Source organism: Candidatus Kryptobacter tengchongensis (assembly GCF_001458555.1).
In the GTDB taxonomy this organism is placed as follows: domain Bacteria; phylum Bacteroidota; class Ignavibacteria; order Kryptoniales; family Kryptoniaceae; genus Kryptonium; species Kryptonium tengchongense.
Window position 1 is genome coordinate 1 of record NZ_CZVH01000099.1, and the last position, 7,189, is coordinate 7,189.

6 protein-coding genes, 1 tRNA gene and 1 pseudogene are annotated in these 7,189 nt (G+C 34.7%); 6 read left to right on the forward strand and 2 right to left on the reverse strand.

Going from position 1 to position 7,189, the window contains the following annotated elements:
• Both AT685_RS07710 and AT685_RS07715 read right to left on the reverse strand, forming a co-directional pair.
• Positions 1 to 502: pyridoxine 5'-phosphate synthase (locus tag AT685_RS07710; RefSeq protein ID WP_072152188.1), on the reverse strand; the 502-nt coding region annotated here is incomplete at its 3' end.
• A 154-nt stretch (positions 503 to 656) separates the two neighbouring features.
• Positions 657 to 730, reverse strand: a tRNA-Arg gene (locus tag AT685_RS07715).
• A gap of 1,130 nt (positions 731 to 1,860) precedes the next feature.
• Between AT685_RS07715 and gmd the strand changes: the two genes are divergently transcribed.
• The 6 genes and pseudogenes from gmd to AT685_RS07745 all read left to right on the forward strand — a co-directional run.
• Complete coding sequence (gene gmd, locus AT685_RS07720) at positions 1,861 to 3,018, forward strand: GDP-mannose 4,6-dehydratase (protein WP_143713183.1); 1,158 nt, start codon at positions 1,861 to 1,863, stop codon at positions 3,016 to 3,018.
• Positions 3,019 to 3,020: 2 nt separating this feature from the next.
• Positions 3,021 to 4,124, forward strand: coding sequence for a GDP-L-fucose synthase family protein (locus AT685_RS07725; RefSeq protein ID WP_072152192.1), 1,104 nt, complete (start codon positions 3,021 to 3,023; stop codon positions 4,122 to 4,124).
• Entirely contained in the window at positions 4,093 to 5,445 is a 1,353-nt protein-coding gene (locus AT685_RS07730) for a flippase (protein WP_081040644.1), read from the forward strand. The genes AT685_RS07725 and AT685_RS07730 overlap by 32 nt, the downstream gene beginning before the upstream one ends.
• Positions 5,446 to 5,507: 62 nt before the next feature.
• Positions 5,508 to 5,945, forward strand: a complete 438-nt coding sequence (locus AT685_RS07735; protein ID WP_143713184.1) for a class I SAM-dependent methyltransferase — start codon at positions 5,508 to 5,510, stop codon at positions 5,943 to 5,945.
• Positions 5,946 to 6,114: 169 nt separating this feature from the next.
• A complete protein-coding gene (locus tag AT685_RS07740; RefSeq protein ID WP_072152191.1) occupies positions 6,115 to 6,897 on the forward strand; it encodes a DUF268 domain-containing protein in 783 nt (260 codons plus the stop codon).
• 12 nt (positions 6,898 to 6,909) lie between these two features.
• A pseudogene (locus AT685_RS07745) lies at positions 6,910 to 7,189 on the forward strand (FkbM family methyltransferase); the annotation flags it as partial.

Sequence of the window (7,189 nt, forward strand, 5' to 3'; positions counted from 1 at the left end):
CCTCAAATTGCTCCTTTTCATTTCTTGCGTTTGCATATTCACCCGTGTGAATCTCAATAAAATCAGCTCCAGTCTTTGCAGATGCTTCAATCTGTTTTGGATCTGGATCAATGAATAAACTGACTTTTACATTATATTTATGCATTTCAATTACAACATCGGTCAGATGCGGGATTTGGTCAATTACATTTAGACCTCTTTCAGTTGTTCTTTCAAGTCGTCTTTCAGGCACAAGTGTTACAAGGTCTGGCAGGGTTTCAATTGCAATTTTAACCATTTCTTCAGTTGCAGCCATCTCAAGATCAAGTTTTGTCTTTATTGTTTCACGCAGGAGACGAAGGTCGCGGTCTTTTATATGTCTTCTATCTTCTCGTAGATGACAAACAATTCCATCGGCTCCGGCAAGTTCTGCGATATGAGCTGCGGTTACTGGGTCAGGTTCAAGTCCCCCTCTTGCTTCTCTTAAAGTTGCTACATGGTCAACATTTACAGATAGTCTCATAAAAATTAATTTTTTATTTTTTTGTTATATACTTAACAAACTTTGTTTCAGGTGAAAACGAAGAAAAGAGACCAAATAAATTTTAATAAAAACATTTATCAAATTCAAAGGCTGTCATTTTTTGTCGGGGTGAATTCGCAAACGAAGGGTTTAGCGCGCCTGGCGGGACTTGAACCCGCAACCTCGGGCTCCGGAGGCCCACGCTCTATCCAGTTGAGCTACAGGCGCTCTTTGTTGAATTATAAAAAATCCAAATGTAAATTTCAATGATTAAAAGTTAACAGAAGTAAGATTACTTCGTTTTTTAACTCAGCTCCTTAGTTCTTCTCTAATTTTAGAGGGAGGCGAGTCAGTTTATTAACTTACCCTTTTAGTTCCCCCTTCTGGAGCTGTAGGGAGGGGACAAGGGGTGAATTATTGCGAGGGACGAAGCACTAAGTTACAAAGTAATCACGTTGGGACAATTTCTGATTTATTAACTCACCCCCCATTAAGTTCTCCCTCTCTAATTTTAGAGAGGGGGTTAGGGAATGAGTCAATTTTCATCCTGTCATTGTCCAATAGAACAATTTTTATAGGATTGCTACGCTTATTTCTAACTCACCCCCTTAATTCCTCCTCTCTATTTTTATAGAGATGGGGTTAGGGAATGAGTCAATTTTTCATCCTATCATTGCGAGGGGTGGAACTCCGAAGTTACAAAAGTGATCCCATTGGGACAATCTCAAAGAGTTATTTTCTAACTCACCCCCTTTAATTCCCCCTCTCTAATTTTAGAGAGGGGGTTAGCGGGTGATTCAATTTTCATCCTGGCTTACGCTCGCAATGACAGTTAGCAAATTATGCTTGTAACAACAGGATGAAAGGTAAAAGGTAAGGGATACGACTATATTTTTAAGATAGTAAAGATTTTCGGTTATAAACTCTTGACATGAATTAAAAAATTTATTATATTTATAGCAAAGTTTTATGAGGTTAATGTTTACATATCTAAATGTCAGTTTAATTCGGGGGAGAGGGAAGAGCTCCCAATGGCGGTAGCACGTGCAGATAATAAATTTGGTTTTATGCATTCGTATCCAAAAAGGATCACTTTCTTTGACATTTGTTTCTACTAATTGAAAAGATTAAAACAAAAACATGATAAAATTGCTATTAAATCAATGAAGTACAGCAAGTAGGAATAAAAAGACCCCTTGATGGAGCAACGGTGATGCTGTAGAAAATCGAAAAGAACTGCAGCATTAACTTAATCTTAGTTTTTTCATCACTGTAGGTGTTAAGATAAATGTTTCTTAAGTAGAATTCTTCAACAGGGTTAATTTCAATATGTTTTAAATTTATAGAGAGAAAATATTATGAAAAGAGCATTAATTACTGGCATTACTGGGCAAGACGGTTCATACTTAGCTGAATTTCTCCTTTCAAAGGGTTATGAAGTTCATGGAATTATTAGAAGGTCAAGTACATTCAATACCCATAGAATAGATCATATATATGTAGATCCTCATAATCCTGAAGCAAGATTGTTTCTACACTATGGAGATTTGTCTGACCAAGGACAGATTACCTCTATTGTATATAATATACAACCAGATGAAATTTATCATCTTGGGGCACAAAGTCATGTTCGCGTTAGTTTTGATATGCCTGAATATACTGGAGATATCACTGGACTTGGAACAACTAGAATACTTGAAGCTATAAGAAGGAGTGGAATAAAAACAAGATTTTATCAGGCATCATCATCGGAAATGTTCGGTTCTTCTCCACCTCCACAGAATGAAAAAACACCTTTTTGTCCAAGAAGCCCTTATGCTGCAGCAAAAGTCTATGCTTATTGGATGACTGTGAATTATAGAGAAGCCTATAACCTTTTTGCTTGTAATGGTATTCTTTTCAACCATGAAAGCCCAAGAAGGGGAGAAACCTTCGTAACAAGGAAGATAACTCGTGCGGTTGCACACATTTTGGCAGGAAAGCAGAAAAAACTCTACCTTGGAAATCTAAACGCAAAGAGAGACTGGGGTTTTGCACCAGAATATGTAGAGATGATGTGGTTAATGTTGCAGGCAGAAAAGCCAGATGACTATGTGGTTGGCACAGGAGAAAGCCACTCTGTAAGAGAGTTTGTAGAAAAGGCCTTTCACTATGTTGGTGTTGAGATTGAGTGGAAGGGAGAAGGTGTGGAAGAAAAGGGAATAGTTAAAAGTGTAGATAACACATGGAGTCATGTTTTAAGACCCGGAGATATTATCATAGAAATAGACCCAAAGTATTTTAGACCCACAGAAGTAGAGCATTTACAAGCAGATATAACAAAAGCAAAAGAAAAACTTGGTTGGGAGCCAAGAACTACCTTTGAAGAGCTTGTTATGATTATGGTAGACTATGATATGAAACTTTTAGACCTTACTGCACCTGGTAAAGGCTTTGAAGTTTGTCAAGCCAAAGGATTTCATTACACAGAACACAACCTTAGCTATGTTCCTAATACTCAGGAGGCTCAAAGTTGATGATAGATAAAAATGCCAAAATTTTTGTAGCTGGTGGCTCTGGGATGGTTGGAGGTGCCATCCTGCGAAAACTTCTTGAAAAAGGTTATACCAATATCGTTTCTAACTATCATAGAAAAAAGCCAAGCATAGTCTCCGTTGAATTTCATCAACTTGACCTTACAAACCAATCTCAAACAGAAGAGTTTTTTGAAAGAGAAAGACCAGATTATGTTTTTCTTGCGGCAGCAAAAGTAGGCGGTATTCTTGCTAATAACACATACAAGGCTGATTTTATCTATGAAAACTTGGCTATTGCCTTAAATGTTATTCACTCTTCTTTTAAGTTTGGTGTTAAGAAACTATTAAATCTTGGTTCTTCTTGCATATATCCAAAATTTGCACCACAGCCTATGAAAGAGGAATATCTATTAACAGGTTCTCTTGAACCAACAAATGAGCCCTACGCTATAGCTAAGATTAGTGCCATAAAGCTATGTAGATACTATAATGAGCAGTATAACACAAACTTTATATCCGTAATGCCTACTAATCTCTATGGTCCAAACGATAACTTTGACCTTTTTACAAGCCATGTCTTACCAGCACTTATCAGAAAATTTCATCTTGGAAAGTGTTTGAGAGAAAAAAACTGGGAAGCTATTACAGTAGACTTAAATAAAAGACCTATTGATGGTATAACTGGGGAACATAGCAAGGAAGAGGTTTTGTCAGTTTTGAAAAGGTATGGCATTACTGAAAATTACATAGAGATTTGGGGAAGTGGAAATGTTTATAGAGAGTTTTTGCATGTGGATGACCTCGCGGATGCTTGTATATTTCTTATGGAGAACATAGAGGCGACGGATATGAAAAATGTATCTTCTGATTACTTTGTGAATATTGGAACTGGTGAAGACTTAACTATAAAAGAGTTAGCTACTATGATAAGGAGTATTATAGGTTTTGATGGCGAAATAAGGCATGATATATCAAAACCAGATGGTACTCCAAGAAAACTTTTGGATGTGAGTAAGATAAAACAGCTTGGGTGGAAATACAGTATAGGTTTAGAAGAAGGAATAAGAAAAACTTATGAGTGGTACAGGGAGAGCCTTGTTAAGTAAGATATTTAGTATATTTAATCATCTATCTTCTCATGAAGGTTTTAAACGCTATTTTGCTAACACAAGTTGGTTGTTTGCAGAGAAAGTTCTTAGAATGGTTGTTGGACTTTTTGTTGGGGTGTGGGTTGCAAGGTATTTGGGACCAGAAAAGTATGGACTGCTCTCTTATGCACAGAGTTTTGTAGGACTTTTTACTGCCATTGCAACATTAGGACTTGATGGGATAGTTGTTAGGGAGCTTGTTAAGGATGAAAGCAGAAGAGATGAACTCTTAGGGACAGCTTTTTGGTTAAAAGTAATAGGTGGTATTGGAGTCTTAGTTTTTGTTGCCTTAGCTGTAAATTTTACATCAAATGATTGGTATACAAATTTTATTATATTTGTTATAGCTTCTGGAACCGTTTTTCAGGCTTTTAATGTGGTGGATATGTATTTCCAAGCAAAAGTCATGGGTAAGTATATTGCCTATGTAAATGCTTTGAGTCTTTTTGCTGGGTCACTTTTTAAGATATATCTCATACTTTCCGAAGCTCCACTTGTCTATTTTGCTTGGGCCGTTGTTTTTGATAGTGTGGTTTTGGCATTGGGTTATGTATATTTTTATGTGTTTACAAAAGGTTCTTTTAGGAGTTTTCTCCATTTTAGGAAATCAACTGCAATTTCTTTGTTAAAGGATTCGTGGCCAGTTATTTTAAGTGGAATTTTGTTGATGATTCAAGCTAGGATAGACCAAGTAATGATTCAAGAAATGGTAGGAAGCATTGAAGTGGGATATTATAGTGTTGCTCTGAGGTTGATTGAAACTTTTGGTTTTATCCCTATGATTTTAAATAGTTCAATTTTCCCTGCACTTGTAAATGCAAAAAAAATATCTCAAACTTTATACAATGAGCGTTTTTTGAATTATTATCGTTTAAGTTTTTTGCTTTTTCTATTAACAGCAATTCCAATTTTTCTGGCTTCAGAGAAGATTGTAGTTGCTCTTTATGGATTTGCGTATCAACCTTCAGGTGTATTGTTATCTCTCATGGCAGTTAGACTATTTTTTGCAAATACTGGAGTGGCAAGAGGGGCTTTTATAAACATAGAAAATCTTTTTAGGTTTTCACTGTTTACTATGGCTTCTGGAACTTTGATTAATGTTTTTTTGAATTACTATCTCATACCATCATATAAAAGTCAGGGAGCCATTTTTGCAACAATAGTATCTTTTTCTATAACGACTTTTTTGATAGATTTTATATACTCAAAGACAAGAGAAAATGTCAAATTGCAGATGAAAGCTATTTTTACTTTTTATAAACTAAATTTAAGGAGTTAGAAATGGGCTTAATTCATTTTGGAATTCCTGAACAGTAAGCCTTGTTCTTAAAAGAAATAGGTATGCTTGATATATTTGTTGAAACTGGCACATACCATGGTCACACAGCAAAAAGAATGAGTAGGTATTTTACAAAAGTTTTTACCATTGAAAAATCCAACGTAATGTTTCATATTGCCAAACATAATCTGAAGGACATCAATAATTGCATGGTCCTACAAGGTGATTCAAGAGAACATCTAAATACACTACTCAATGATAATGATAACATTTTATTTTGGTTAGATGCACATTGGAGCGGTGGTGATACTTATGGTCAAAACGACGAATGTCCTCTATTAGATGAACTTCAAATAATACTTTGCTATAAAAAAAATTATTTGATTATGGTGGATGATGCAAGATTATTTTTAGCTCCCCCCCCATTCCCCACAACTATCGAAATTGGCCATCAATTAATGACATTTGCAATGTTTTACCAGCAGACAAACAAATTATAATATTTGAAGATGTTATATACATATATCCTATGAACTTAGAGGATAAAATTAAAAACTACTTTCAAAGAAAGACCACAGAGCAATGGCAAAATTTTGGCAAAGAAACAAATATTACTTTTATTAATGGATTAAAGACAATGATTAAAGGACTGTTAAGGGGTAAAATCGTATGAGAAGCATAAGAAGTTATTTAAAACAACATTCATTATTCCGAAATTTATATGCTATATCTAAGACCTCCAAAGAATTCTTTAGATTTAAACCAATCTCATTTATTCAAAAGTTTGTTTGGTATTTTGGCCAACTTGATAAATTTAATAAGCTACCTAAAAACGAGCTCTTTAGAGAATTAGAATACTATCCTTGTTTGTTTGACAACTTGGACTATACACCCATCGATCCTATTTACTTTTTTCAAGACTGTTGGGCTGCGAAGCATATTTTTGAGATGAGACCGGCTCATCATTATGATATAGGAAGCTCTGTAAAGACTATGGGAATAATTTCTCAGTTTGTACCAGTAACAATAGTAGATATTAGACCAATAGAACTTGAATTGCCAAACCTATTTTTTATAAAAGGGTCAATACTGGAGCTTCCATTTAACGATAATTCAATTGAAAGTCTTTCTTCTCTGTGTGTTGTTGAGTATATAGGTCTTGGAAGATATGGAGATTCTTTGGATTCTTTTGGAAGCGAGAAAGCTATAAAAGAACTTAGGAGAGTTTTAAAAGTTGGTGGAGTGTTATTATTTAGTGTCCCAGTTGATAGAGCGAATAAGATATATTTTAACGCACATAGAGCTTTTACACGAGAATATATTTTAGAACAATTTGATGGGTTTGAAATATTGGATGAAAAATACATATATGGGACAAAAATGTATGATAACTATGATCCTAAAAAGGGTTTTGGAACTGGATTATTTAAACTAAAAAAGAGGAGGAGCTAAATGTATACGAAAATGCCATATCTAAAAAGAAGGTTAAGGAATTTTGCTTTTTGGCTATTCAACAAAATTGAAAATAATAACAATACAATATTTGAAAAAAATGGTGAGGAGTTTTTTATAAAAAATCTATTTAAATCCATGAGAGAAATGGGGGGGGATATGATAGTGTTTGATATTGGAGCAAATGTCGGGAATTATTCATCTATGTTATTAAATTACGCTAAAATATATAATATAAATTTGAAGATTCATCTCTTTGAACCAACAAAAAGCTGTTTTACTGTGCTTTCCG

Bases quoted from the DNA above. Each gene is read 5' to 3' on its own strand.
- AT685_RS07730 (WP_081040644.1), top strand. From the start codon at position 4,093: ATGAGTGGTACAGGGAGAGCCTTGTTAAGTAAGATATTTAGTATATTT.
- AT685_RS07740 (WP_072152191.1), top strand. From the start codon at position 6,115: ATGAGAAGCATAAGAAGTTATTTAAAACAACATTCATTATTCCGAAAT.
- gmd (WP_143713183.1), top strand. From the start codon at position 1,861: ATGAAAAGAGCATTAATTACTGGCATTACTGGGCAAGACGGTTCATAC.
- AT685_RS07735 (WP_143713184.1), top strand. From the start codon at position 5,508: ATGCTTGATATATTTGTTGAAACTGGCACATACCATGGTCACACAGCA.